A 25995-nucleotide genomic window follows, 5' to 3' on the forward strand; every position below is an offset into this window, starting at 1 on the left:
GGAAGTAGAAGTCCAATATGAGATAGACGACAAAAAATGCAAAGAATGCAAAGATAGGCCCTGCCTCAAAGTCTGCCCAGTGGATGCCATACATGAAATACCACCAGACAACCACATCGAAATAGACGAAAAATGTATAGGATGCATACTATGCAGAGAAGCATGCCCATATGACGCCATAAAAATGAAAACCATCCTATCAGAGCCTATAAGAGAACCAATACCAACCATAAACCCAAAACTTTGCCTAAACTGTGGAGCATGCGTTGCAACTTGTAAAACCGGGGCCATAGAACTCGTAGCCTCTGGTAAAGAGGAAATACACCCAGTGATAGACGAAGAAAAATGTGTGAGATGTGGCTACTGCGCCCGCTCATGCCCCTCAGAGGCCATAAAATATGGTGAAATCCTACCAAGAGCCGTGGCCACAGGAAAAGCCCTAGTCATAGACCCTAAACAGTGCATAGGCTGCATGACATGCACTAGAGTCTGCCCATCCAAAGGGGCTATAAAAGTCGGTAAAGTAAGCAAATTACCCTACATAGACCCTGCATATTGTGCAAGATGCGAAAAATGCATGGACGTATGCCCCTCAACCGCCATCAAATACACCACAAGGACCGCAGCCTCCAGAAAGTTCAATAGGATACATACCACAGAGATCGTCTCAGAAGTTCTAGAAAAAGAAACAGAAAAAATAGCGGAAGCCACAAGCAAAATAAATTCCATCCTAGAAGATATTGCCAATAATATCATCAAAGAACATGACGAAAAAGAGTTTGAAATAGATGTAACAGACCAGATAAAAGAAGAAATCAAGGAAATCATGGATGGAGAAATAGAAATAGATGAAATAGTGGAAATAATCGAAAAAACTAAACCACATAGGGAGATAAAAAGTTTAGAGGAGAAATGTGTTGGTTGCGGGGCTTGCGTCGACGAATGCCCAGTAAAATGCATAGAACTCGAAATGCCAGCCCCAATAAGCATAGGAGAAGAATGTGTATACTGTGGAAAATGCGTGCAAGTTTGTCCAGTAAAGGCAATAAAAATCAGAGAAGAATTCTTCACAGTCAAAGATGACAAGATACTATTTAAAAGAAGGGAAATCAAGGAACCCAAAAGCGGAAAAGTCATCCACGATGATATGATCTGCCAAGCATGTGGCATCTGCGTGAACAAATGCCCAGTAAATGCCCTAAGCCTCAAAGACGATAAGATCATAATTGACCAGGAAACGTGTATCAGCTGTGGCGAATGTGAAAACATATGCCCAGTAAACGCCATCAAACTAATCGAAAATGGTGCATAAAGATGGATATAACATTTAAAAAGAGTAAAAACGCGCTTAAAAAGGACATACAAAGAAGATACATGGAATTAGAGGCCATGGAAGGCCAAAGTCTAGATATTGGAAAATGTAAAATGGAAGGTAAATTCATAACAATCTCTCCAGAGTGTGTGAGATGTAATCTATGCGCTGAGGAATGTCCAGTTGATGCCATAGCCGATGCAAAGGCTACTAGACCTGCTAGATTACTTGAAAATTGTGTGAAATGTGAAATATGCGCCCAGACTTGTCCCATAAGGTGCATAAACGTGGTTGAGAGCGCAGCAACAATAGACGATGAAGTGAAATACCATCTCAAAGACATGAAAATACCCCACAGAACCCTAAAGATGAAAAACATAAAAGTAGACAGTGAAAAGTGTAAAGGTTGCGGTACATGTGTCAGATTCTGTCCAACCGGCGCCATAAGACTCGAAGATGAAACTGCGACCATAGACGCCAGTATATGTATCGGCTGCGGGGCTTGTGCAAATGTGTGTGAAGAAGGCGCGATAAAACTTGAAAGAGAACTCGGACCCGTGATAAAGACAAAAGAACTTCTAATAGACCAAGAAGCTTGTGTCGCATGCCAAATATGTGAAGAAAATTGTCCAACAGACGCCATAAGACTCGAAGACGAGAAACTCATATTTTCAGAAGATAAATGTATATTATGTGAAGTATGCTCTACCAAATGCCCAGTAGGCGCACTAAAATTAAAGAGGTTATCCCATGAAAGTTAAAGAGCTTATGGATAAAAAATTTATAGTAGTAGGCCCGGACGCCGACTTGGATGAAGTATCAGAAAAAATGGAAACATATAAAAGATTCACCATACCCGTGGTAGACGAGGAAAAGAAGCTTATAGGATGGATAACATCCCTTAACGTTATCAGGGGCCTTAGAGAGGGTAAAAAGAGGGTATCTGAGATCATGCACATACCAGAGGAGATCATACACGTCCATGAAAATGACCCGGCAAGACTAGCAGTCCTGGAAATCTCAAAACATAAAGTTGTTAACCTGCCGGTACTAGATGATGAAGGTGTCATTGTCGGAATCGTAAGGGCATTAGACATAGTTAAAACACTTTCCAGTTTATATGAGATCAAAGTTTACAAGATCTTTGAGGCCATGTCCCATGAATTGAAGGGTATAAGCTGGGATGAACTCATGGAAGCTGCTGCCATAATCACAAGAAGAAGAACAGGGGAAAGGATAACAGCAGCAGAATATGAGGAGAGGATAAAAAAGGCAACCTTTGGAGAGGCTATCTGGGCAACTGGTGGGCTTGAAAAATTCTTCGTCGGACTTATAGCAATCGGGGAATTAGTCATAGCCAGAAAGGTTGCAAGGGCCAGGAAATAATCTCCAAAGCACCCATTTTTTAATTTTGAATCTGAGGCGTTTATTCCCATCCCCTTTTTTAAGAAAACTATTATTACCTATTATATAAACGATACAACCGATAGTAATACTAAGGGTAATGTTTATATTATATCACGTATCACATGATCATGTAGAAAATAATGAGGAGGTAGATAATTTGCATATACCAGATGGTTTCATACCAATTTCCCAGTGTATCGTCTACTGGATAATAGCACTAGTAGCCTTGTATTTCAGTGTTAGATGGGCCAGCCAAAAACTCGATGAAAGACAAATTCCACTCTTCGCAGTCTTAGCAGCCGGTATATTCGCGATACAAGCAATGAACATCCCCATCCCATGGGGTACTAGTGGGCACATGGTTGGCGCGGCACTCGTCGCCATAGTATTTGCCAGTCCATGGGCTGCGGTCCTATTGTTATCAATCGTACTTATACTACAAGGTCTAATATTCGGTGATGGTGGAATAACAGCATTAGGGGCTAACATCCTCAACATGGGTATCATCGGAGGATTTGTAGGATACTACCTATTCAAGGGCACAAAGAGCCTAGGAGAAATACCCGCAGTTTTCATAGCAGCATGGGCCTCAATATTCCTAGCAGCGATAGCATGTGCAATAGAAATGTGGATCGCCGGAACATTCCCATTAGATAAAGGACTTGCAATGATGGGATTATACCATGCAGTCATAGGGGTCATAGAAGGAGTCCTAACCGTAGTAATAGTACTAGCAGTTCAAAGCGCCCGCCCAGACCTGTTCTCATTTAAGGATTGGGGTAAAGAAAAGGCCGAGGTGTTATCTAAATGAAGAGCCGAGACAAGAAATTACTTATTGGTGGGGTTATCATAGCCCTCATAATAGCAGCATTAGCACCATTCCTAGCATCTTCAAACCCTGATGGGCTAGAAAGTACTGCTGAGAAGGTTATGCCAAACCCTGAGACCGAACCATTCATAGAATCGCCCCTACCCGATTATACCATCCCAGGACTCGGCAAGGAAGGGGAGATACTCGCATTAGTCGTAGGTACGATAATTGTCCTGATCATAGCCTATGGTATAAGTGCAGCGCTTAAAGCTGGGAAATAACCACCCCCACTTCTTCTATATTTTTTTGAGGGTTTTTTATGGAAGATCTTTTAAGCATAGAAAGAGAAACCTTGAAGGAAAGTCCCATCCATCATCTTGATGGGCGCATAAAGATAATAATAAGTCTAATCATAATAGTCTATGCAGTGAGCACCTCAAATCTTTTAATACTCTTTATAATGGAGGCCTATCTCCTATTTTTATTATCAGTTTCTAGGATACCACTATCTTATACATTAAAGAGGCTATTTCTGATCTTACCATTCGGCGGCTTCATAGCCCTATTCCAATTATTCATAAGAGCTGGTGACATCATCTGTACAGGACCCCTTGGAGTTCATGTGACAATGCAAGGACTCCTATTCGGGATACTATTATTTGCAAAGATAACCGTGAGTATAACAGCCATAATATTACTCTCTTCAACAACACCCATGCAGGAACTTACAAATTCAATGAGGAGAATTGGGATACCACATACATTTATCATGCTCCTGAGCCTAACTATAAGGTACCTGTTCTTTTTCTATGATGAACTAGAGAGGATAAAAAACGCCCAGAAGACCAGATGCTTCGATATATGGAACAAGAACACTGGATACTCATGGAGACTAAGAAAGATCGGGGAAACCATTGCAATGATATTCCTACGCGCCTATGAACAAGGCGAAAAAACATACCTAAGTATGCTAAGTCGCGGATACTCCCAAGAAAGCCAAATGTACCATGAAAAAACTCCACTAAAAAGAGCTGACATCCTATTCATGACCCTAAATATAGCCTTCATAATAGTACTCTACTACATCCAAAACTTCAATCTAGTATAAAAGTTGTGGGAGTTTGCATCCCATAAAAAAGAGTCCATAGCACTCTAATCTATGTGTGCCGAAAAATATTTATAACATGAAAAATGATAGTATGACCTGTCACCCCTCAAATGATTCTAAGAGTCGATAGGAGGGCCTTCAGAGCCTGCACGATCCTCAGAGTCCTTTGATGATAAAAAACCGCTTTCATCAATGTTGGTGGTTCAAGGGTGTGCCAATTCCCAACGAGTACTTTTCTGCCTGGGGGACTGATTTTACTTGTAGGCAAAGCCGGGGTGGCTCAGCTGGTTAGAGCGCACGGCTCATAGGGATAAGATAATATTGCTCTAACCCTTACCTGGGATACCGTGAGGTCGCGGGTTCGAATCCCGCCCCCGGCATAAATTAAAAACAATATTTAGTAATTCTTTTATAGACCTAAAAGGATCCCATAATCTTAGAAAGATTCCCCCCTTTTGGGGGGAGGCTAGGGTGGCATAGATGCCGAGAAGATATGAAGGCTTAACCTATTGGGAGATAATAACCAGACAGATGGGTTTTCTGAAAAAAGATGAACAGTTAAAACTAAAGAAAGGTAAGGTTGCAGTAATTGGATGTGGAGGTATCGGTGGCGCCGCTGTTGAAATGCTAGCTAGAATGGGTGTGGGCTCTCTATCCCTTGTGGATAAGGACACATTCAACATATCTAATATTAACAGGCAACTGATGAGCGATTTTCACAATATTGGGAAGCCAAAGGTGGCCGTTACCCGGGAAAGGATATGGAAAATAAACCCCTTCATAGAAACCAAGACCTTTAATTGTGAAATTAATGAGGAGAATGCCGGCACGATCATAGAAGGTAACGATGTTGTGATTGATGCCATGGACAACATCATATTCAGGGTTATAGTTAGTAGGGAGTGTAGAAGATCAAAGATACCATTTATACATGGTGCTGTGCATGCTTCAATGGGCCAAGTGACCGTATTTGGGGATGGGACACCATCCTATGAGGAAGTTTTTAAATTACCCTCAAAGGGTCTTAGATTAACAAGTGAGGTTAAAGAGAAACTCCAGCGTCTAGAAAGTGAGATTCCCCCGGTTATGGGGCCTGCGCCGAATATTGTTGGTTGTATAGAATCATTTGAGGCTTTAAAGCTTTTAACAGGTAAGGGTAGTGTTATATGGGCTCCTAAGCTTTTAACCTTTGACCTTTTAAAGGATGATCCATTTAAGATTGTGGAATTATAGCAAACTATATATACCACTAGAAGGAAATATACTTCCGGTCAATGGAGGTATTCTATGGACGATAAAATCGAAAAAATCATAGAAAAGATAAACGAATGCGACATAAAATTCGTCAGACTACAATTCGTGGACATACACGGGGCCGCAAAAAACATGGCCATACCCCTCATGAGACCAGACCAAATAGAAGACATAATAAAAGAGGGCATACTATTCGACGGATCCTCAATCGAAGGATTCGTGGATATAAACGAAAGCGACCTCGTGGTAAAACCAGAACCAGAAACATTCTCCACACTACCCTGGAGACCAGAAGAAAAAGGCGTGTGCAGATTCATATGCGACGTATACTGGCCAGATGGAAAACCATTCGAAGGCGATCCAAGATACGTCCTAAAAAGAGTCCTATCAAAATACGAAAAACTAGGATATGAATATAATGTGGGGCCTGAACCAGAATTTTTCATCCTCGACTATGACGATAACGGGAACATAATACCACTTGACACAGGCGCATACTTCGACGTTGAACCAATAGACCAGGGAACAGACTTCAGAAGAAAACTAGTAATGGACCTTGAAACCCTAGGCTTTGACATTGAAGTAAGCCACCACGAAGTGGCCCCAGGACAACACGAGATCGACTTCAAATTCGACAACGCCTTAAAGACTGCTGATGCTGTTATAACATTTAAGCAGGCTATAAAGGCGATAGTGGATAAGATGGGTTACCTTGTAACCTTCATGCCAAAACCATTCTTCGGAGAAAATGGAAGCGGCATGCACTGCCACCAATCACTCTTCAAAGATGGTAAAAACATATTCTATGATCCTGACACCCCCACACAGTTATCAGAGACTGCAATGTACTTTATAGGGGGGCTCCTAGAGCATTCAAGAGCATTATCCGCAATATGCGCACCAACAGTGAACTCATATAAGAGACTAGTCCCAGGGTATGAAGCTCCTGTTTACATTGCCTATGGTTTCAAAAACCGGTCAACACTTATAAGAGTACCCGCATCCCGTGGAAAGGGGACCAGAGTTGAATTCAGAGCACCCGACCCATCCTGCAACCCCTACCTTGCATTCGCCGCAATGTTGGAAGCTGGAATGGACGGTGTGAAAAATAAGATAGACCCTGGAGAACCCGTTGAATTCGACGTATTCAAACTAAGCATGAAAGAAATTGAAGAAATTGGTATAAAAACCCTACCATCAAGTCTATGGGAAGCATACCATGCACTTGAAGAAGACGAAGTCATAAAATCAGCCATCGGAGAACACATCTATGAGAAATTCATGGAAATAAAACATAAAGAATGGGACGAATACAGAATCCAAGTATTCAAATACGAAATAGAAAAATACCTCAACATCTAAAAACCCCAAATCCTTTCCTTTTTTTATAATCTTATCAGACCCTCCCTCTTAAATGAAAAAGTGGAAAATACAAACACTAAAATGGAAAATAGCAATGAAGGCAGCATATCCACGATAACACCCCCAGGGGATTGGCTAGTTGAAAGTTTCACCAAAACCACACTCGGTATAAAATCTATAAACTGTCCCAGGAAATCCACATCCATAAAAAGTGGCACAAAAAGTATAAACGTTGCAATGAAGAGTATGATGGTTATCGCGGAATTAGCCTCCTTCGTACTGTCAACAAGACTCGAAACGAACACACCAACACCAGCAAAACCAAGAGCCATGAAAAAAAGCAATAAAACAATCAATGGCAGATTATATAAGGGTACATGGAGCAAGTACAAGACTAGGATCCACGCCAAACTCTGTAAAACAGAGAATAAAACTATGGGGATTATCTTACCAAGTATTATCATATAAGATGATAAGGGTGTCATCAGAAGCACCTCAAAAGTCTTCCTCTCCTTCTCCCCAACAATACTATCAGTAACAATATTACTCCCAAGGAAAAAGGGTAAAAAAAGTATAAAAGGCACCATAAAACCATACATTATCCCAACAAAATACAGACTTTCAATGGCAACCTCAACCCCCTTATCCTTGTTCACCTCAACTATACTAAGCCTGATAGGCTCCTTAACCTTGTCTATTTCCCCACTTGGGAGATCACCAAGACTCCTCTCTATATTATAAGACTCAGAAGCCCTTCTTATCTTCTCAGATAATATAGTATAGAATATGCTCCCAGCATCTATATTAACTCCAACATCACCATCCCCCATAAGATATACAGTAGCTGATGTTTCCAAACCAAGAGCCCTATTCGCCCCTTGAAGATCACTATAATATACAAGTTTTAGGTTTTCTTCCTTCAAATTCTTTTCAAGGATTGTCCCCCTTATATCCTCGGGCACTCCAACCTTTAAGAATTGGCCCCCACCCCACTTATCTATTAATTCAGGGTCTAATGCAACCGAACTTACACTTGCAAGGGCGAAACTCCCAAGGAGTATTATAACCTGCACGATCACAAGAAATACATACACCCTATTTGTGAGGATATCATACGCTTCCTTTCTTGATAATGCCACCAATTTCATAAATAACTCCCCTCAATAACCTTAGAACCCCTGGACGGGGACCGAATACTATATCATCCCTTTCGAAAAGCCACACCGCCAAAGCATGAAAAATTAAACTACTAAAAACTAACCCAGAAACCGTTGATACTATATCATATATTGTTATATTTTCTGAACTGAGAAACTTTATTATGAGGATCAATGGGCCCATACCACTCTTCTGGGAAATATATGCAAGGGCAGGTACTATAAGAAAACCTATAATTATTATATAGGTCAATGTTATACCTATCCCCGCCTCCTTGTAATTTTTTGAATAAACAGCCACTAAACTTGTAAGGCCCACAACCGGGAATGCTGTTAAGAGAAGAACCAAATATACAATGGGAGCATTAGGAATCTTGAACCAACCCCATATTATTATCATCCATATAAATAATTGGATGGCCATTATCACCATGACCGCGAGAGATTTTCCCAAGATGATGTGACTCCTAGGGATTGGCATTGCAATAAGTGATTCTCCAGTTTTTCTTTCCTTTTCCCCCACGATACTGTCGATGATAAGATTCCCGAACATGAACAAGGGTAGGATGAGGAGTATCGCGACCATAACCTTATTCACAAGCTTTAATGGTAGTGATTCCCCCACAGCTTCTTCTTTAACATTGGGCTGTTCCCTTTCCATTGATGCTATGATCTGATCGGTTATTTTCCTTGAGGATACCTCAACCGCACTTTCCACCTCCTTTTTTATAATGTTCCTCATGGGAGTTGAATAATCCAAGAATAAGCTCGCATTCAATGGTAATGTATTATAGGAGCAATGAACCCCCCCTTGGGGATCTTGCGGTTGTGGGGTGTATCATGACTGCCTTAGGGTTGATCTCATCTTTGATGATCCCAGAAGGGTCATTAACATCTAAGTATGCGAATTCATTAAGTGAAGGGGTTAACGTGACCTCCTCAGTTGTGTTCATCATCTGAAGCACACCATTAAAAATGAAAATTATCAAGAGCAAGGTGACCATCTGGAATATGAAGATGAAGAGGAACTTACGACTTTTAAACGTGCTTTTGATTTCCCATCTTGTTATAGTCCACATCATGAGCCCTTAACCATCTCTATAAAAACATCATCCAAGCTAGTTTCCCTTGTATTCACAGAATAAACATTCTCCCCCAAGTTCCTTATAATAGCGGGGATAATACTCCTATCCTTGAGTGAAATCTCGAGCCTATTCCCATCCAATCTTACATTCTTCACACCACCAATTCTTAGAAGGTTTAGGTCAACTATACTAGGATCGATAAGATCCACCTCCAAAGTAAGATCACCCTTTATCTTCGACTTGAGCTCTTGGGGTGTTCCCACATCTAATATGCGACCCTGATTTAAAATAGCGACCCTGTCACAGAGGTACTCAGCTTCTTCCATGTAATGGGTGCAGAGTATCATGGTCTTATCACCCTTAAGTTCCCTTATAAATTCCCTTATAGAGGCTGCGGTGGCAGGATCAAGGCCCATTGTGGGCTCATCCAATATAAGAATAGGAGGATCATGTATAAGCGCCCTAGCTATCCCAATACGCTGTCTAAGCCCCTTAGAGAAAGTGTTTATCGGGTCAGCCGCCCGCTCCTCCATGCCCACAAGTTCCAAGAGTTCATCGATCCTATTATCAAGAATATCCCCTGGAACCTCATATAATTCCCCAAAATACCTGAGAAGATCCCTTGCCGTGAACCGTTCATAAAGGTTAGGCTCCTCTGGCAGATAGCCTATCATAGACTTAACCCTAATAGGATCCCTCGTAACATCCATCCCAGCCACCCTAACCTCCCCCCCCATCCGGGTGCAGAATACAAGCAATTATCCTGATGGCTGTTGTCTTACCAGCCCCATTAGGGCCTATAATACCTAGTAATTCGCCATCATCCACATGGAAACTGATATCATCCAATGCTATTATCTTCCCAAAAGTTTTTCTAAGAGATTCCACTTCTATCATATCTACACCAGAAAATTCTCGCCTAAAATTATATCTCTCATAGGAATCATAAAAAAATATAAAGGGTAGGTGAACCTTCATGTTCATAAGCGAACTCTTACCAGTGAAAGAAGCCTTCAAATTATTGGACGAGAATCAAAAGCTCACCAGTGAAGAGACCATCGATCTTATCAATGCCCATGGTCGTGTAAACTCTAGAAGGTTAACCTCAAAGTTGGATTCACCACCATTTGATAAGGCTGCCATGGACGGATACGCCATAAAAGCCGAGGACACATTCCAGGCCAGAGCAGATAACCCCATCAAATTAAAGGTTATAGATGCAATCAGCGCAGGCAATGTTTCAAATGTTAAAGTTAGAAATGGTGAAGCCATTAAAATAGCTACCGGCGCCCCCATACCAGAAGGTGCGGATGCCGTGATCATGGAAGAATACACCAACCAAGAAGGGAATGAAATCGAAGTTTTACAACCCACCAGTCCAGGTGAAAACATCGCACCAAAAGGAGAGGATATAAAAGCAGGTGAAACCATACTGGAACCCGGGACTGTGATGCGCCCCCAAGAGCTTGCAATCACAGCATCAGCAGGCTACAACACCATAAAAGTTTACAAGAAACCGAGGGTTAAGATTATCATCACAGGCGATGAACTCATAGAACCCGGGACAAAACCGGGACCGGGAAAGATAATAAATTCCAACAAGTATTCCCTCAAAGCACTTGTTGAAAGTGCTAAGGCATCACCCACAGTCGAACATTCACCAGACAACCCCAAAATATTAAAGGAGAAGATAGAAGAGGCCATCAGAGGATATGATATGATAATAACAACTGGTGGAACCGCCATTAGCAAAGGCGATATCGTAGTGGATACAGTTGACAAGCTTGGCCAGATCATCTTCCATGGGGTTGCCATAAGACCCGGGAAACCATTAGCATTTGGCCTAATAGAAGATAAACCCGTGTTCATGCTCTCAGGGTATCCAGTGGCTGCCATGGTACAATTTGACATATTCGTAAGGTATTATCTCCTGAGGATGCAAAATATCAATTATGAACATGAGCTGGTTGAGAGGATATGTCAACGTAAAACCCCATCTAGGCTTGGACGGACAGATTACATACGCGCATTTACAGATGATAAAATAGCAGAATCAATACTTATAAGTGGCTCGGGGGTCATAAAATCTATGGTCAAATCAAACAGTTACATCGTGATAGAAGAAAATACCGAAGGAATAGATAAAAACTCAAAATGTAATGTAATATTATTCGATTCCTTCAAAATCTAAAAGGGTGTAAAACAGATGAATATCCTACTATTCTATGGGATCGTCTTCGTACTCATATGGACGCTAGCCTTATTATTCAGAGAAAGATTAAAGATCGAAGTCTATGGGCCCATCCTAATGAGAAAAACCAAGAGGATGAGAGGTTTTATCGATAGGATAGCCCAGAGGCACTCCAGATTCTGGAAGTGGAGCGTGAACATAGGCATCCCCATAGCCTTCTTTTTCATGTTCTACATGTTATATGCGATCATAGCATCCCTTAAGGACATTTTCGTGCAACCACAAGCGTCCTTGATCGTCCCAGGGGTGGATATCCCAGGAAGTCCATTATTCGTCCCATTAGCATATGGGCTTATAGGACTCATAATCGTGATAGTAGCGCACGAATTCGCACATGGAATACTAGCAAGGGTTGAAGGGGTGAAAATAAAATCAATAGGCTTGCTCTTACTGGCGATAATACCCGGGGCCTTCGTGGAACCCGACGAAGATGACATTAAAAGGTTAAAGAGGCTCCCAAGGCTGAGAATATATGCAGCAGGATCCATCGCAAACCTTATAATAGCATTCCTATGCTTACTAGTATTCGTGGGTATTGCATCATATGCCGTCCCCTCAACCTTCGAAACAGATGGCGTGCAAATAAAGAGCGTAGTACCCGGCAGCCCAGCCAGTCACATGCTAAAAGATGGTATGGTGATAAAGAGCATCAATGGCAAACCAACCAACAGCATAACCAATTATGAGAAGGCGCTGAAGGATATAAAGATTGGAGAGGTTATAACGATAGAAACAGACCAGGGCGTCTTCCATCTAAAGACTTCAAAAAATCCAAATAATGCAAGCAAAGCCTATATTGGTATAAGAAGCACCAACAACCTAGAAGTGAAAGAGCCGATAAAATCAATATGGGGGAATAAAATCCCCAGCTTACTCCTATACCTCCAGGACCTGTTCTTCTGGATTTCAATTCTAAACTTTGCAGTGGGAACTGTTAATCTCCTACCTGCAAAGCCATTAGACGGAGGCCTAATGTTCGAAGAACTTTTAAAATCCAAACTACCCAACAATATAGTAGATCATATTGTAAGTTCTGTGTCAGTATTCGTAATCCTTATATTGGCAATTAGTATAATATGGGGTACTGGTCGCGGCATACTACTAATGTTCTAAAAAACGCGAACCCCCTGATTTAATATTTTGTCATTGATGGTTAGTCCTATTTACGCTGAGTAGTCCATCTTCACCATTTCAAGGTAATGGTCGAGTAGCCAACAACCACCATATTTAAAATTCACACCCCTGGAAAGTTAACCAGGAAAATTGATCCAACCAAAATAGGCATATGTAATCTGGCCACCAAAGAGCTAGAAATGAGACCAAAATACTTGGGGGATTTTCTAGTAGATTACCATGACACACATATAACTAAATTTTGAATTTTTAACATCTTCTAGTTTCATTTTCATGACACGTTCATCCGGGTAACTCAGTCTTTCACATACCGCCACTTTCCTCTGGGGATCCACACCATTGTCTATTAGGAAAGAGGCTGTTTCACTGGGATTCTTTGAGGGTAGAAGTATGGTGGGCTTCCCATTGTTAATAATCCTGAGTATTTCAGTGTTTTTTCTACCGTGTAATGTTAGGATGTTTGCTTGGTTCCATGGGAGCAGCAGTCGAGCTGCGCACAATTGGATCGAACTAACACCTGGGATAACCTGGACATCCACATTTATATTAAATTTTCTGATGATCTCATTCACTGGCTTCAAAACCCCTGAAAAGCCAGGGTCGCCCGTTGAGACTATCGACACCGTTTCACCCATAGCAGCCCTCTTAACAGCCTCTTCCAGTTTTTCCCTCACATTTTCGCCACTAAATACTATCCTTTCACCCCCTCCCTCAAATAATTCCAAAACTCTTCCACTTCCAACTATTAGATCGGATTTTTTAACGGCCCTTCGCGCTGCTGGTGTGACAAAATCTGGCGATCCTGGCCCGGCACCTACAATATATAACACCAATAAAAGGATCCTCCTAGCTTTTTTTATACCTAATTTTTTATATCTTAGCAATATATTATAGTAGAGGTTATGGGTTTTTAGCTGGTGTGATATGATGATAGAGATTGGAATTACAGGGAAACCTAATGTGGGTAAGTCTTCGTTTTTTAATGCGGCCACTCTTTCAAAGGCTGATGTTGCATCATACCCCTTTACTACCATAGATTCGAATAGGGGGATAGCATATGTAACTTCACAGTGTCCCTGTAGGGAATTTAAAATGAAGTGTAATCCTAAAAATTCTATTTGTGAGGATGGTGTTCGTTTCATACCCGTTGAACTTATAGATGTTGCCGGTCTCGTGCCAGGAGCCCATAAAGGTAGGGGACTTGGGAATAAATTTCTTGATGATCTGAGACAGGCCCGGGTTTTTCTCCATGTGGTGGACGCTTCCGGCTCCACTGATGAGGAAGGAAGACCAGTAGAACCTGGAAGCTATGATCCCATCAATGATGTTGAATTTCTCGAAAAAGAGATTTTAATGTGGCTTTATGGTATAATAGGTAGGAATTGGGATCGACTACTTAGAAAAGCAGCCTCTGAGAAGATTGACATGGCTAAGATAATCCATGAACAATTTTCAGGCATAGGTGTGAGTGTTGAGGATATCATCGAAGCTTCAAGAAAACTTGAAAAAGATTATCAATCCTGGGATAACGAGGACTTATTATTATTCATAGATGAGCTTCTTAAAGTCGCGAAGCCCGGTCTTATAGTCGCAAATAAGGCCGATCTACCAACCGCAAAGGAGAACATAAAAAGATTAAAAGAAAGGTACCCCAATGTTGTCCCAGCATCCGCAGAGGCCGAATTAGCATTGAAAAGAGCCGCTAATGCGGGTTTAATAGATTACAAGCCGGGTGATGATGATTTCAAGGTCTTAGATGAGGGTGAACTCACCAAGAAACAATTAAACGCACTTGAATACATAAGAGAAAATGTCCTAAAAGTTTATGGTAACACAGGCGTACAAGAAGCCCTCAATAGGGCGGTGTTCGATCTACTCGATATGATAGTAGTCTACCCAGTAGAGGATGAACACAAACTATCAGACAAACAAGGTAACATACTACCAGATGCATTCCTCATCCCCAGAGGCTCGAAGCCACGTGACCTAGCATATCTCATACACACCGAAATAGGAGATTCCTTCATGCACGCAGTAGATGCCAGAAAAAAAATGAGAGTAGCATCAGACTACAAACTTCAACACGGAGATATAATCACCATAATATGTAGATAAAACCCCACACTCTAGGCTAAAAACTGCATTTCAAGTATAAATATGAAAATATATCAATTACCTGAAGGAGAAGTCCCCAAAAAATTAAAAACAACAAAAAATGGCCTAAGTCATCCAGAAGCTGAAAGACGCCTAAAGGAATACGGACCCAACAAATTAAAAGAAGTTAAAAAGAAACCCATCATATTCAATTTCCTAGAAAATCTATACAATATCCTAGCCTTGATTTTATGGGCTGCCAGTTCCCTTGCTTTTATATCAGGCACCCCCCAACTAGGGATCGCCATAATCGCCGTTATCATCCTCAATGCCATTTTCAGCTTCTGGCAAGAATATGAAGCCGAAAAGGCAGCTGAGGCCCTTAAGAGCATCCTACCCTCAAAGGCGAAGGTTATAAGGGACGGGGAAGAAATCGAAATATTAGCAGAGAATATCGTCCCAGGAGACCTTCTAATACTAGAAGAAGGGGATAATGTACCAGCAGATGCAAGGCTCATCGAAGCACATGAACTAAAAGTTGACAATTCAACACTAACCGGAGAATCCAAACCAGTAAGGAAAGTATCCCATCCAATAAAAAAATATGACAATTATGTTGAAACACCCAACCTGGTATTCGCAGGTACAAGCATAACCTCAGGTTCGGGCAAAGCAATAGTATACCACACCGGTGAAAATACAGAATTTAGCAAAATAGCCGAACTAACACAAGAAGTTAAAGAAGAACCAAGCCCCCTACAAAAACAAATAGCAAATGTTGCAAGGATAATAGCAATCATCGCAATCCTCATGGGCATAATACTATTCCTCGTCAACCTCTACATTATAAAATTACCACCTAACCTAGCATTTATTTTTGCAATTGGCCTAATGGTGGCTAACGTACCAGAAGGGTTGCTGCCAACAGTTACACTATCCCTTGCAACATCCGCCCGTAAAATGGTGAAGGATAACGCCCTCATAAAAAGATTATCCAGTGTCGAAACCCTAGGCTCCACAACCATCATATGCACAGATAAAACAGGCACATTAACCCGCAACGAGATGACAGTACGCAAAGTATGGATACCCTACAAGATAATCGATGTAACAGGAACCGGCTACGAGCCAAAAGGAGAATTTATATGGGATAAAAAGTCACTCACACACAAGGATATACGCGAAATAAAACTGCTTATGAGGGCAGCATCATTCTGTAACGACGCCAAACTAATACCACCAGACGATAATAGTGGATGGCAGATCATAGGAGATCCTACAGAAGCTGCATTACTAGTAGCCGCGAAGAAGATAGGGTTCGACCGCGACCAAGAAATGAAGAAGATCCCAAGGATAACAGAGCTCCCATTCGACTCTAAGAGGAAAATGATGACTTCAATACACCAGAAACCCCATAAAAAGGTTGCATATGTCAAAGGAGCCCCAAAAAGGATAATATCACTCTCCAAATGGATATCAGTCGATGGGAAACCAGAACCCCTAACCAGAGAAAAAAGAAAAGAAATACTACAAATACATGACGAAATCGCATCCCAAGGCTTCAGAATGCTTGCAATGGCCTATAGAGACCTTCCAAACCAACTAGAAGATTACAAACCGGATAATATCGAAAAAGATCTTATATTAGTTGGGATGACAGCACTCCAAGACCCTCCACGCGAAAACGTTAAAGAAGCAGTTAAAGAATGTCAAAGGGCAGGTATCCGCATAATCATGATAACCGGCGACTATGGTCTGACAGCAGCAGCAATAGCAAAAGAAATAGGGATAATACCTGATGAAAACTATCAGATAATAAAAGGGAAAGAATTGGACAAACTATCAGACGATGAACTTAAAAATATCTTAAAAAGAGAAAATAACATAATATTCGCAAGAACAGTCCCAGAACATAAAATGCGCATAGCAAAGGTCCTAGAAGGCGAAGAAGAAGTAGTAGCCATGACAGGAGACGGGATTAACGACGCCCCAGCCCTCAAAAAAGCAGATATAGGCGTTGCAATGGGAAGCGGAACCGACGTGGCCAAAGAGGCCGCAGATATGGTGCTCATAGATGATAACTTCGCCACAATCGTAAAAGCGGTTAAAGAGGGACGCACCATCTATGAGAATATTAGAAAATTTATAACATACATTTTTTCACATGAAACCGCCGAGATAGTGCCATTCATCCTTATGGTCTTCCTCGGAATACCACTCCCAATTACAGTAATGCAAATACTTGCAATAGACCTCGGAACAGACACACTACCCGCACTAGCCCTTGGCAGAAGCCCCCCAGAAGCTGATGTTATGGATAAACCCCCAAGACCACCACATGAACGACTGCTAAACCTCCCAATTATACTCCGCGGATACTTGTTCATTGGGATTATAGAAGCCATCCTTGTAATGTCAGGCTACTTCTGGGTGCTCTACAATGGTGGCTGGACACTAGGAGAACATTTAGCCTTCACAGATCCATTGTATCTTAAAGCCACTACAATGGTGTTCGCGGGTATAGTAATGGCCCAAGTAGGTAACATCTTAACATGCCAGACCACGAAATCATCAGTTTTTGAAATAGGATTATTCAAGAATCGTTGGATAATCTGGGGGATACTATTCGAGCTTATAATACTATTCTCCATAGTCTATCTGCCTCAACTTCAGCCTATCTTTGGAACCGCACCCCTAGGATTCAATGAATGGTTGTACCTATTATCATTCGTGCCTATAGTTTTCCTAGCAGATGAACTCCGAAAAGCAGTTTTCAGACACTTCAGATTATGAAAGATCAACCTTCTAGGATGTTCCCCATGTCCGTTTTAGCTTCAAAAGTCATCCAATAACAAAAATAGCAACAATTAAGAAATATTATATAAAATGGGAATTTAAGGTTATAAGATATTCGTTATAAGAGTATCAAAGAGTATATGAAAGTTTATTAGAGATTTTTATAAATGCTTTTTGCTTGTCGCATTTTCTATTTTAGCCATATTTTCTTTTAAATGGTCTGAGAAAAGATCATTTCAACTTTTTTCAGCCAAAAAACCCCTAGAAAACAGTAACCTTTATATACTTGTTTTGTTTTATAGGGGGATTATGGTGTTACCATGAAAAAAGCATTATATCTTGGTGTTTTCCTGGCATTAATCCTAGTATTAACTGGCAGCGCCTCGGCGGCTCAGTTAACATACAATGAAATATCCGACGCCTCGAAGATAATAGCTGATCAAGCATCAAAAACAGGCACAATACCATCTCAGGTCACAGTAAACAACAAAAACATAACACTAGACGACTACCTCTACGCAGCAACAACCACAACAATAAACCTAAACACCAACCAAAAAACAAGCATACCTATCAATAATTATAAACCACCAACAGATCCATTAAAGACCACAGCAACCGGAACACTCACAAAAACAACATACCTACAAACAGCACAAAACATCAAAAAATACATGGAAACATACCAACGCTCACCAAACTACGCCACCACAACAATCGGCCGAGTAAACTACCAGAGCCTAATTTACGCCTACGCAAGGATAATAAACTTCTACAACGAAAACCAGAGACTACCAAACTCCGTGACAATAAAAAATGTGAAAATCACCACCATACCAAACACACCAACACCCCAGTTATCATACAATGAAATATCCACTATTTCCAAGGTAATAGCAAGTTATGTAAATCAAAATGGTAAAATACCATCTCAGGTCACAGTAAACAACAAAAACATAACACTAGACGACTACCTCTACGCAGCAACAACCACAACAATAAACCTAAACACCAACCAAAAAACAAGCATACCTATCAATAATTATAAACCACCAACAGATCCATTAAAGACCACAGCAACCGGAACACTCACAAAAACAACATACCTACAAACAGCACAAAACATCAAAAAATACATGGAAACATACCAACGCTCACCAAACTACGCCACCACAACAATCGGCCGAGTAAACTACCAGAGCCTAATTTACGCCTACGCAAGGATAATAAACTTCTACAACGAAAACCAGAGACTACCAAACTCCGTGACAATAAAAAATCTTGGCAGTGCAGACCCGAATAATATAAGGGAAGTCAGGGTGTTAATTTACAGTGGCTATGATGCTTCAACAAATTGTGTGAATGGTATAAAATATTGTCTAGATATTGTTACACTCAATGGTGTGAAGTTCACCTATGCTACGAGTACTGTTATAACTTCGAGTATCCTTGCATCCTATGACGTTCTAGTGATGCCTGGTGGTACTTCTGGTCTAAGCTATCTGAGGAACCCAAATATCAGCGCCTCGGCGATCAAATCATTCGTAAGTAATGGTGGAGGATACCTTGGAATATGTGCAGGTGCATATGCAGCCTCAATAGGAGTTGACGGATACTATGATGGTTGGGGACTTGCAGATGTACGATGTAAGGCTGTATACTATGAAGGTGATCTGAGCATCTCTATCACATCTGCTGGAGAGAAAATTTTAGGCCTCAGCGGAACCCAGACAATCTGTCATTGCAACGGAGCTGCAATGTATACTGTGGGGACAGCAACCAGCCTCGCCACCTATGCCGATAATAAAACAGGATACAAGGGGTATATTGCTGCCGTGGCAGATACCTATGGTTCTGGCAGGGTTATACTATGCGGACCTCATCCAGAATTAAGTCCAAGAATCCCTCAGATGGTTGTTCAGATGATAGCATGGCTCGCGAAGGTAATCCAGAATTCTTAGTTTACTGCCAAGAACACCACAAGCTCATCTAAGAGAGGGGATTTTATCAGGTTATGCAACCATAAAAGCCCCTACCACTTATTAATTTTTTAAAGAACCTATAGGATTGTTTTTATCCTCTTTCCAGGTTTTATTATAAAATCTTTATTTAATCTAGTTTTAAAGGTGACTGGTATGATTATAACACCCTTCTCAGAGGATTCTTTAAGGGTTTTCGCGAACCTTTGGTCTATATCATAGTTTGGGGAAAATATCCTAGCCCCTCTCCTGAATATTAGAAATAGTATCGAACTTTTAAATCCTAATTCCGTTGCTTTCATCAGTTCCTCAAGGTGGCGTTTACCCCGACTGGTAGGGGCATCTGGGAATAATGCCCTATCACCCTTTAAAAGCGTGCAGCCTTTAACCTCCAGGAGCATTTTTTCCCCATCACGGCCTAAAAGGAAATCTAATCTGCTCTCACCAAACTTATATTCTCTTTTAATCACCTTATAACCTTCTAATTCTTTGACAAACCGAGATCCTATGATCTCCATGGCTATGCTATTATGTAAACCGGAATTTATAAGAACCCATTCACCATCCTTAAAGGTGGCTATAACATCAAAACACGTCTTACGATTTCTACCAGCCCGGATATGCTTTAAAAGTAATTTATTCCCCCGATTAAGAAGATCCTCCAATCTCCCAGGGTCTCTCAGATGGGCTCTAAATTTATAACCATCCCTCTCAACCACTACTGTGAAACGGTTAGGCCTCCCAACAAAATTTGCTAGGATAAGATTTTTTATTTTCATACTCTATAATATTTACAGACCCCCCCAAAGTATATAATGGGGAAAATAGATTGAGGTGGAAGTGATTGCATCCCAGACCTAGTCCAATAGCAGCATCCCTTTATACACTCAGGGACCTTGACGTTGATGTGATAGTCATACATGGGCCTACAGGATGTTGCTTTAGAACTGCTAGACTCCTTGAAAATGATGGTGTTAGGGTTCTAACCACAGGAATGTCTGAAAATGACTTCATATTCGGAGCGCATGAGAAACTGGAAGAGACTCTGAAAAAAGTGGAGAAGATGTTCTCCCCAAAACTCGTAGGGGTTGTGGGAACCTGTGCAAGCATGATAATAGGCGAAGACCTTAAAGAGGCTGTTCAGGAGGCTAACATATCCGCGGAGGTGCTTACAGTAGAATCGCATGGGGGATTTGGTGAAGGAGATAACACAGAAGGGGCTATAATCGTATTAGAAGAGGCCTCCAAATCCGGTCTGATAACCTGGGAGGAGGCTGAAAGACAGATAAGGATGCTTAAAAAGGCTACTGAGATAGAAAAGACACGAGGGATGGCACGGGGAGAATACATAAAACCATCATCAGGCGACGATAAGGATAAAGTGGCCCTTGAACTTCTAAAAAGTCTCAAGGATAATGAAAGGGTTGCTATGGTGTTAAATGCGAAAAAAGAGACAGCTTACCTCTTCGCCGACATACTAAAACTACCTCAACTAAACCTTCATCCCCTAGTAATAGCTAACCTCCAGGATGATATTGGACTTCCCAGGATAAGAAAACATGCAAAGAATATAAAATCTGAACTTGAAAAAAATGGGATTAAAATCGATTATCTCACAGGGGGACTAGACGAATACCCCATAACCGGGAAAAGAGTAGGGGAAATCCTCAAAGAAGAAAATGTTGAGTTTGCTGTTATAAGTGGAGTGCCACATGCAGTCCCAATTGAAAAACTGAATATAAGATCAGTAGCAGTGACCGATGGTCCGAGACTCGTCAAACCTTTAAAGGAACTAGGATATGATTATGTTATCGCGGAACTTGACGCCCATGCCAAAACCCTAGGAGTAGATAATATAGTCCAATCAGAGTTTGGTGAAAGTATAAGAAAGAATATGAAGGTGATCCAGAATGGCTAGAACCGTGGGCATGATACTCTGCGGGGGATTCGGCAAACGCCTAAAACCCCTCACAGACAAAATACCAAAACCCCTCATAGAAATAAAAAAAGGTTACACCATACTTGATAAACAATTATTCGATTTTAAAAGTGCCGATATAAACAAGGTATACCTTTTAACGGGTTTCCTTAGTGAAAAGATCGAGGAACGCTATGGTAACGAATACAAGGGCTTGAAGATAGAATATGTAAAGGAGGATGAACCCCTAGGGACATTAAACGCCATAAGATTAGGCATGGAAGCAATAGATGATGACAAACAATGTGTTATAAGAAATGGTGACGTGGTCGCAGACTTAAATTTGAAAAAAATGGTTCGCTTGGGCGAAAAATCCAATTATCCCCTGCTAATATTCATAATAAAGATGAGATCACCCTATGGTATAGTAGAGATAAGCGGGGATAAAATAACTGACTTCAAAGAAAAACCACTACTAGACTATTATATAAACGCGGGAGTATACTTCGCCAAAGAACCAATAGACTTCGGAGACTTCGAAACAGGGGACATAGAAAAGACGGTCTTCCCAATGATGGCTAAAGAGAACAAACTCGGCTTCTACAAAGAAGATGGACTATTCTGGATGGCCATTGACACCTCAAAGGAACTCGAAGAGATAAGAAAAGAATACAAAAACAGAACAGACAAACCATGGGGTTATGAGAAAATCCTCATAAACACAGAAAAATACCTCACAAAAGAACTATTCATAAAAGAAGATTACAGAACATCATTCCACTACCACAAGAAAAAAGATGAAACAATGTACATAATAAAAGGCTCAGGATACATCCAATTCGAAGACAAAAAAGAATACTTCAGCAAAAACGACACCATACGCATCAAACCAAAAACCCCACACTCCATAGTAGCAATGGAAAACACCCTACTACAAGAAGTCTCAACACCCCACCCCAAGGACACCATAAGAATAAAAGACTTCTACGAACGATGGTAATGATAACAATAATAGACTACGGCAGCGGAAACCTAAGAAGCATAAAAAACGCCCTCACAAAAGTAGGAAGCCAAGTAAAGATAACAAAGGACAAAAAGGAAATAAAAAAGGCAGACACCATACTACTCCCAGGAGTAGGGGCGTTCGGCAAAGCCATGAAAAACCTCAAAAATTACAAAAACACAATAATAAAACACATAGAAGCTGATAAACCATTCCTGGGCATCTGCCTAGGACTACAACTCCTACTCACAAAAAGTGAAGAAAGCCCTAACATCCAAGGATTGAACATAATACCAGGGGAAGTTACGAGGATACCAGCCCTCGGAAAAGTACCCCACATGGGCTGGAATCAACTAAACATAACAAATAACTGCCCAATCCTAGAAGGCCTAGAAGACGAATACTTCTACTTCGTCCACTCATATCATGCCAAACCAAAAGAAAAGAATGTTATAGCAGCCACAGCAGACTATCACATAAAAATGGTCGCAGTTTTATGGAAAGATAACATATTCGCCACACAATTCCACCCAGAGAAAAGTGGGAAAGCTGGCCTAAAAATACTCCATAATTTCATCGAATTCTCAAAATAGAAGTGATCAAATATGGACATAGAAGGATTTGCAAGACGCAACATAAACCAGAAAGGATTAAAGGAGATCCTAGCAGAGCGCATACTAGAATTCAAAGATGTTGATAAAGGAACGGCCCTGAAATTAGCAGAAGCTGTTATAGAAGAAGTTAACCACACCCTCAAAATAGAAAAAGAAGAAGACAACTTCCTCAAAGAGATTATAAAGTTCCCCAAGACAAAAATAAGCATGGGCGAAATGGGAGTAGGCTCCAGGGGGGCTGGTGACTTCTTCGTGCACCGGAAAATAGCAGATATAGTCGCGAGCACAAACACCAGAGCATATATAACACCAACAGCCCAAGATGACGGGGGAGTTGTGAAAACACCCATAAAAAAAGACACAGTCTATATTACAACTGCAGTTGATGGTATACACTCACGTCTCAGCGAATACCCCTTCCTGGGCGGATTCCATGTTACAAGAGCAGCCCTAAGAGACGTCTGCGTCATGGGCTCCAAGCCACTCGCCATACTAAGCGACCTACACCTCGCAGATGACGGTGACCTGGGCAAACTATTAGATTTCACAGCAGGTGTTGCGGCTGTCTCAGAACTCGTAAATGTCCCCATCGTCGCTGGGAGCACACTACGCGTCGGTGGAGACATGGTACTGGGCGACCGACTAGTAAGTGCCGTGGGGGCTATAGGAGTATCAGAACACCCACCAACCGCCAGAAAAAGAGCAGAACCAGGAGACACCATACTATTAACAGAAGGGTCCGGTGGAGGTACCATAACAACCACCGCAATCTATCATGGACTATTCGACGTAGTATGGGAGACAATGGACATAAATTTCATAAAAGCCTCAGAAGCCCTAATGGAAGCCAACATACTAGGAGAAATCCACGCCATGACAGACGTCACCAATGGGGGGCTACGAGGGGACGCCCATGAAATCTCATCAACCACCGGAGTGGGCCTAGAATTCTACGAGGATAAAATCATGGCCATGATAAACCCAAAAGTCCTTAAAATGCTCAGAAGACTTGACATAGACCCCCTAGGAGTTTCAATCGACTCACTCATGATAATAGCACCCAAGGAGGTTTCAGACACCATCAAAGACATAATAGAAGGGGCTGGTGTCAAAATAGATGAAATAGGCGAAGTCACAGATACTGGGGAGCCCATTCTTATAAGCGAAGACGGAGAAACCAGACTAGAACCAGCCTTTAGAGAAGCAGCATATACCAAGATAAAAAAAGTAGTAGGCGAAAAAACACCAGAAGACTTCGACAAAATGAAAAAAAGAGTAGAAAAAGCAACAAGCAAGGCCATAGAAAAAAAGAGGAAAGTAGTGGAGGCCATACGAAGTGGAAGATAAAGGTTTCATATACACCCTAGATGCTATAATCGCACTCACCATACTCCTCATAGTTACAGCCTCCCTAACACATTTCCTAACATTGGAACATTACCCCCCATCAGAATACAGAAACTATCATGCCAGAGACATCATAGATCTTATGGCAAGCTATGACACCGGAAACGGCACAGTCCTTGAGAGGATCAGCCACGAACTTAACTCCCATCAAAACCGTGAAGAAGCAATAAGAGAGGCTAACAGGATAGCGAGCGAATTCTTAAATTCAAAATTCCCAAACATAAAATATAATCTAACAGCATACAATGGCATAGAATCTGTTACGATAGCCTCAAATGCTGAAATGTCAAAGGCAGATAATATAAATTCCGCCATCCGAAACTATAACAATTACACATTCCAATTATATGTCTGGTAAAGACCCCATTATGGGACAAACTGTCCTATCCACGATATCATCCCCCAAGTTTTCGACAGACCTGCTCGTATCCATTCATACGTTATAAATTTAACTTAGTAAAAAATCATTCTTGATTCCCCATTTTCTCATACTTTATTTTTAACTCATATATAATCTAGTAATACTTTTTTTATTTTATATAGTAAGATATTTATTTTTGAATCGATGTAATCGTAAATGAGGAGCTTTAAGTAATAATATTTATCTGTCAGCTAAAAGAGCTGGTAGACCTAAGCATTGGACAGGCCAAAATTACGCCTGTGGAGACTGAGTGTCGTTAAAGCAGGAAGCTCCTCGCGGATAGTAAAAATAGTTATAAAAAACCAATTTGAAAGGAGGTGAAATGGTATGGGAAGACAAGTGAAACAACTATTTCTAGTATTAACATGGCTTGTTTTCATCCTAGCATTCACAGGGACCGTGGCAGCAGAAGATTCACAGGAAGGTGCTCAAAACACTAGTGGAGGGTTGAACTCTTCTGAGATACATTGCCTAATATTATCATGGGATACAAGTGCGGGACAGTACCAAATCCCTGCAGAGTATTTGATGAAAGAATATCCTAATGTAAAGATCCAGATTAGAAGTGTTTCACAGGCCAGTCAAAATCTAAGTGAAATCCCAGAACTCATTGATTGGGCACATCTCATCTACCTTAACAATATTCGATCAGGTCCACTGGCTAACACAATCTTAAACTTAAATTCAACTGGCAAGCTTCAGGGAAAAACAATCGTGGCAGAGCCTCTCCCCTACTTTAATACTCCCTTTTTACTCACAAAATAATACACTATTTTTATATCATCCCAAAACTAGTAATACTCTTCAATCAATCTTTAGTAAAATATATGTTCTACTACTTAGACATTAAAACATGAAAAAATGAAAAGGTGGTGAATAGTT

At 41.0% G+C, this 25995-nt stretch carries 26 protein-coding genes and 1 tRNA gene; 20 read left to right on the forward strand and 7 right to left on the reverse strand.

The genetic code is table 11. The features are described 5' to 3' along the window. Positions 1-22 precede the first annotated feature (22 nt). From MTTB_RS07635 to glnA, 9 genes are all read left to right on the forward strand, one after another. Entirely contained in the window at positions 23-1312 is a 1290-nt protein-coding gene (locus MTTB_RS07635; RefSeq protein ID WP_428343380.1) for a 4Fe-4S binding protein, read from the forward strand. Positions 1313-1314: 2 nt separating this feature from the next. Continuing rightward, positions 1315-2073, forward strand: a complete 759-nt coding sequence (locus MTTB_RS07640) for a 4Fe-4S binding protein (protein WP_248564409.1) — start codon at positions 1315-1317, stop codon at positions 2071-2073. Continuing rightward, complete coding sequence (locus MTTB_RS07645; protein WP_248564410.1) at positions 2063-2698, forward strand: CBS domain-containing protein; 636 nt, start codon at positions 2063-2065, stop codon at positions 2696-2698. Before MTTB_RS07640 ends, MTTB_RS07645 begins: the two co-directional genes overlap by 11 nt. Positions 2699-2876: 178 nt before the next feature. Next, positions 2877-3530 carry a cobalt transporter CbiM gene (gene cbiM, locus MTTB_RS07650; protein ID WP_248564411.1) on the forward strand — a complete coding sequence of 218 codons (654 nt, stop codon included), beginning with the start codon at positions 2877-2879 and terminating at the stop codon, positions 3528-3530. Beyond that, positions 3527-3811, forward strand: a complete 285-nt coding sequence (locus tag MTTB_RS07655) for a PDGLE domain-containing protein (protein WP_248564412.1) — start codon at positions 3527-3529, stop codon at positions 3809-3811. The genes cbiM and MTTB_RS07655 overlap by 4 nt, the downstream gene beginning before the upstream one ends. A 38-nt stretch (positions 3812-3849) precedes the next feature. Continuing rightward, entirely contained in the window at positions 3850-4638 is a 789-nt protein-coding gene (gene cbiQ, locus MTTB_RS07660) for a cobalt ECF transporter T component CbiQ (RefSeq protein ID WP_248564413.1), read from the forward strand. A gap of 269 nt (positions 4639-4907) precedes the next feature. Next, positions 4908-5018: transfer RNA gene (locus MTTB_RS07665), tRNA-Met, on the forward strand. A 100-nt stretch (positions 5019-5118) separates the two neighbouring features. Next, entirely contained in the window at positions 5119-5871 is a 753-nt protein-coding gene (locus MTTB_RS07670; RefSeq protein ID WP_248564414.1) for a HesA/MoeB/ThiF family protein, read from the forward strand. 54 nt (positions 5872-5925) lie between these two features. Then, positions 5926-7254: a type I glutamate--ammonia ligase gene (glnA, locus tag MTTB_RS07675; protein WP_248564415.1), complete on the forward strand. Its 1329-nt coding sequence runs from the start codon at positions 5926-5928 to the stop codon at positions 7252-7254. A gap of 23 nt (positions 7255-7277) precedes the next feature. On the opposite strand, the gene MTTB_RS07680 is transcribed toward glnA, so the two are convergent. The 5 genes from MTTB_RS07680 to MTTB_RS08415 form a co-directional block, all read right to left on the reverse strand. Continuing rightward, positions 7278-8402 carry an ABC transporter permease gene (locus tag MTTB_RS07680; RefSeq protein WP_248564416.1) on the reverse strand — a complete coding sequence of 375 codons (1125 nt, stop codon included), beginning with the start codon at positions 8400-8402 and terminating at the stop codon, positions 7278-7280. Then, positions 8365-9153 carry an ABC transporter permease gene (locus MTTB_RS07685; RefSeq protein WP_248564417.1) on the reverse strand — a complete coding sequence of 263 codons (789 nt, stop codon included), beginning with the start codon at positions 9151-9153 and terminating at the stop codon, positions 8365-8367. The genes MTTB_RS07680 and MTTB_RS07685 overlap by 38 nt, the downstream gene beginning before the upstream one ends. 46 nt (positions 9154-9199) lie before the next feature. Continuing rightward, a complete protein-coding gene (locus tag MTTB_RS07690; RefSeq protein ID WP_248564418.1) occupies positions 9200-9367 on the reverse strand; it encodes a hypothetical protein in 168 nt (55 codons plus the stop codon). Between the two features lie 122 nt (positions 9368-9489). Beyond that, a complete protein-coding gene (locus MTTB_RS07695) occupies positions 9490-10206 on the reverse strand; it encodes an ABC transporter ATP-binding protein (RefSeq protein WP_345894003.1) in 717 nt (238 codons plus the stop codon). A gap of 10 nt (positions 10207-10216) precedes the next feature. Next, complete coding sequence (locus MTTB_RS08415; protein WP_345894004.1) at positions 10217-10393, reverse strand: ATP-binding cassette domain-containing protein; 177 nt, start codon at positions 10391-10393, stop codon at positions 10217-10219. A 79-nt stretch (positions 10394-10472) separates the two neighbouring features. Between MTTB_RS08415 and MTTB_RS07700 the strand changes: the two genes are divergently transcribed. Continuing rightward, positions 10473-11687, forward strand: coding sequence for a molybdopterin molybdotransferase MoeA (locus MTTB_RS07700; protein WP_248564419.1), 1215 nt, complete (start codon positions 10473-10475; stop codon positions 11685-11687). Positions 11688-11702: 15 nt separating this feature from the next. Then, entirely contained in the window at positions 11703-12860 is a 1158-nt protein-coding gene (locus MTTB_RS07705) for a site-2 protease family protein (RefSeq protein ID WP_248564420.1), read from the forward strand. Between the two features lie 227 nt (positions 12861-13087). Here MTTB_RS07705 and MTTB_RS07710 read toward each other — a convergent pair whose 3' ends face one another. Then, positions 13088-13714, reverse strand: coding sequence for a cobalt-precorrin-7 (C(5))-methyltransferase (locus MTTB_RS07710; protein ID WP_248564421.1), 627 nt, complete (start codon positions 13712-13714; stop codon positions 13088-13090). Between the two features lie 94 nt (positions 13715-13808). Between MTTB_RS07710 and MTTB_RS07715 the strand changes: the two genes are divergently transcribed. From MTTB_RS07715 to MTTB_RS07725, 3 genes are all read left to right on the forward strand, one after another. Next, positions 13809-14996 (forward strand): redox-regulated ATPase YchF, encoded by a 1188-nt coding sequence (locus MTTB_RS07715; protein WP_248564422.1) that lies wholly within the window; start codon positions 13809-13811, stop codon positions 14994-14996. Between the two features lie 42 nt (positions 14997-15038). After that, positions 15039-17768 (forward strand): cation-translocating P-type ATPase, encoded by a 2730-nt coding sequence (locus tag MTTB_RS07720; protein ID WP_248564423.1) that lies wholly within the window; start codon positions 15039-15041, stop codon positions 17766-17768. 323 nt (positions 17769-18091) lie between these two features. Next, positions 18092-19732, forward strand: coding sequence for a pseudomurein-binding repeat-containing protein (locus tag MTTB_RS07725; protein WP_248564424.1), 1641 nt, complete (start codon positions 18092-18094; stop codon positions 19730-19732). A gap of 98 nt (positions 19733-19830) precedes the next feature. Here MTTB_RS07725 and sfsA read toward each other — a convergent pair whose 3' ends face one another. After that, positions 19831-20529 carry a DNA/RNA nuclease SfsA gene (gene sfsA, locus MTTB_RS07730; protein WP_248564425.1) on the reverse strand — a complete coding sequence of 233 codons (699 nt, stop codon included), beginning with the start codon at positions 20527-20529 and terminating at the stop codon, positions 19831-19833. Between the two features lie 65 nt (positions 20530-20594). On the opposite strand from sfsA, the gene cfbD reads away from it, so the two are divergent. From cfbD to MTTB_RS07760, 6 genes are all read left to right on the forward strand, one after another. Then, complete coding sequence (gene cfbD, locus MTTB_RS07735) at positions 20595-21668, forward strand: Ni-sirohydrochlorin a,c-diamide reductive cyclase catalytic subunit (RefSeq protein WP_248564426.1); 1074 nt, start codon at positions 20595-20597, stop codon at positions 21666-21668. Next, a complete protein-coding gene (locus MTTB_RS07740) occupies positions 21661-22668 on the forward strand; it encodes a sugar phosphate nucleotidyltransferase (RefSeq protein ID WP_248564427.1) in 1008 nt (335 codons plus the stop codon). Before cfbD ends, MTTB_RS07740 begins: the two co-directional genes overlap by 8 nt. Further along, a complete protein-coding gene (gene hisH / locus MTTB_RS07745) occupies positions 22668-23264 on the forward strand; it encodes an imidazole glycerol phosphate synthase subunit HisH (RefSeq protein ID WP_248564428.1) in 597 nt (198 codons plus the stop codon). The genes MTTB_RS07740 and hisH overlap by 1 nt, the downstream gene beginning before the upstream one ends. 12 nt (positions 23265-23276) lie before the next feature. Further along, complete coding sequence (locus tag MTTB_RS07750; protein WP_248564429.1) at positions 23277-24632, forward strand: AIR synthase-related protein; 1356 nt, start codon at positions 23277-23279, stop codon at positions 24630-24632. Then, positions 24622-25050 (forward strand): hypothetical protein, encoded by a 429-nt coding sequence (locus MTTB_RS07755; protein ID WP_248564430.1) that lies wholly within the window; start codon positions 24622-24624, stop codon positions 25048-25050. Before MTTB_RS07750 ends, MTTB_RS07755 begins: the two co-directional genes overlap by 11 nt. Positions 25051-25440: 390 nt before the next feature. Further along, positions 25441-25878: a hypothetical protein gene (locus MTTB_RS07760; protein ID WP_248564431.1), complete on the forward strand. Its 438-nt coding sequence runs from the start codon at positions 25441-25443 to the stop codon at positions 25876-25878. Positions 25879-25995 lie beyond the last annotated feature (117 nt).

Origin of the sequence: Methanothermobacter tenebrarum (assembly GCF_023167465.1) — an archaeon.
Taxonomy (GTDB): domain Archaea; phylum Methanobacteriota; class Methanobacteria; order Methanobacteriales; family DSM-23052; genus Methanothermobacter_A; species Methanothermobacter_A tenebrarum.

Coding starts and splice junctions, on each gene's coding strand:
- MTTB_RS07640 (WP_248564409.1), top strand. CDS start 1,315: ATGGATATAACATTTAAAAAGAGTAAAAACGCGCTTAAAAAGGACATA.
- MTTB_RS07645 (WP_248564410.1), top strand. CDS start 2,063: ATGAAAGTTAAAGAGCTTATGGATAAAAAATTTATAGTAGTAGGCCCG.
- MTTB_RS07655 (WP_248564412.1), top strand. CDS start 3,527: ATGAAGAGCCGAGACAAGAAATTACTTATTGGTGGGGTTATCATAGCC.
- cbiQ (WP_248564413.1), top strand. CDS start 3,850: ATGGAAGATCTTTTAAGCATAGAAAGAGAAACCTTGAAGGAAAGTCCC.
- MTTB_RS07670 (WP_248564414.1), top strand. CDS start 5,119: ATGCCGAGAAGATATGAAGGCTTAACCTATTGGGAGATAATAACCAGA.
- glnA (WP_248564415.1), top strand. CDS start 5,926: ATGGACGATAAAATCGAAAAAATCATAGAAAAGATAAACGAATGCGAC.
- MTTB_RS07680 (WP_248564416.1), bottom strand. CDS start 8,402: ATGAAATTGGTGGCATTATCAAGAAAGGAAGCGTATGATATCCTCACA.
- MTTB_RS07685 (WP_248564417.1), bottom strand. CDS start 9,153: ATGAGGAACATTATAAAAAAGGAGGTGGAAAGTGCGGTTGAGGTATCC.
- MTTB_RS07690 (WP_248564418.1), bottom strand. CDS start 9,367: ATGATGAACACAACTGAGGAGGTCACGTTAACCCCTTCACTTAATGAA.
- MTTB_RS07695 (WP_345894003.1), bottom strand. CDS start 10,206: ATGGATGTTACGAGGGATCCTATTAGGGTTAAGTCTATGATAGGCTAT.
- MTTB_RS08415 (WP_345894004.1), bottom strand. CDS start 10,393: ATGATAGAAGTGGAATCTCTTAGAAAAACTTTTGGGAAGATAATAGCA.
- MTTB_RS07700 (WP_248564419.1), top strand. CDS start 10,473: ATGTTCATAAGCGAACTCTTACCAGTGAAAGAAGCCTTCAAATTATTG.
- MTTB_RS07705 (WP_248564420.1), top strand. CDS start 11,703: ATGAATATCCTACTATTCTATGGGATCGTCTTCGTACTCATATGGACG.
- MTTB_RS07715 (WP_248564422.1), top strand. CDS start 13,809: ATGATAGAGATTGGAATTACAGGGAAACCTAATGTGGGTAAGTCTTCG.
- MTTB_RS07720 (WP_248564423.1), top strand. CDS start 15,039: ATGAAAATATATCAATTACCTGAAGGAGAAGTCCCCAAAAAATTAAAA.
- MTTB_RS07725 (WP_248564424.1), top strand. CDS start 18,092: ATGAAAAAAGCATTATATCTTGGTGTTTTCCTGGCATTAATCCTAGTA.
- sfsA (WP_248564425.1), bottom strand. CDS start 20,529: ATGAAAATAAAAAATCTTATCCTAGCAAATTTTGTTGGGAGGCCTAAC.
- MTTB_RS07740 (WP_248564427.1), top strand. CDS start 21,661: ATGGCTAGAACCGTGGGCATGATACTCTGCGGGGGATTCGGCAAACGC.
- hisH (WP_248564428.1), top strand. CDS start 22,668: ATGATAACAATAATAGACTACGGCAGCGGAAACCTAAGAAGCATAAAA.
- MTTB_RS07750 (WP_248564429.1), top strand. CDS start 23,277: ATGGACATAGAAGGATTTGCAAGACGCAACATAAACCAGAAAGGATTA.
- MTTB_RS07760 (WP_248564431.1), top strand. CDS start 25,441: ATGGGAAGACAAGTGAAACAACTATTTCTAGTATTAACATGGCTTGTT.